The sequence below is a fragment of the Cobetia sp. SIMBA_158 genome (assembly GCF_046566945.1).
Lineage (GTDB): Bacteria > Pseudomonadota > Gammaproteobacteria > Pseudomonadales > Halomonadaceae > Cobetia > Cobetia amphilecti.
In genome coordinates, this window is the sequence record NZ_JAWJYL010001250.1 from 1 (window position 1) to 229 (window position 229).

General features: G+C 46.7%; 1 pseudogene. It reads left to right on the plus strand.

The features are described 5' to 3' along the window. Positions 1 to 229 (plus strand): annotated as a pseudogene (locus R2R70_RS23720) (rod shape-determining protein RodA); the annotation flags it as partial.

Below are 229 nucleotides of genomic sequence, written 5' to 3' on the forward strand. Positions count from 1 at the left end.
CTGCATGACAAGCGCTCTATTTGGATGCGCATGCATTTAGATTTGCCTTTACTTATTGCCATTTTACTTATGATGGCTGGAAGCATTACGGTTGTGTACAGCGCAAGTGGCCAAGAGTCAGCGATGATGATAAGACACATGACGCGGATGGGTGTGGCCATCATTGCCATGGTGGTACTTGCACAAATTCCTCCCGCGACACTGAAAAGACTCACTATACCGATGTACT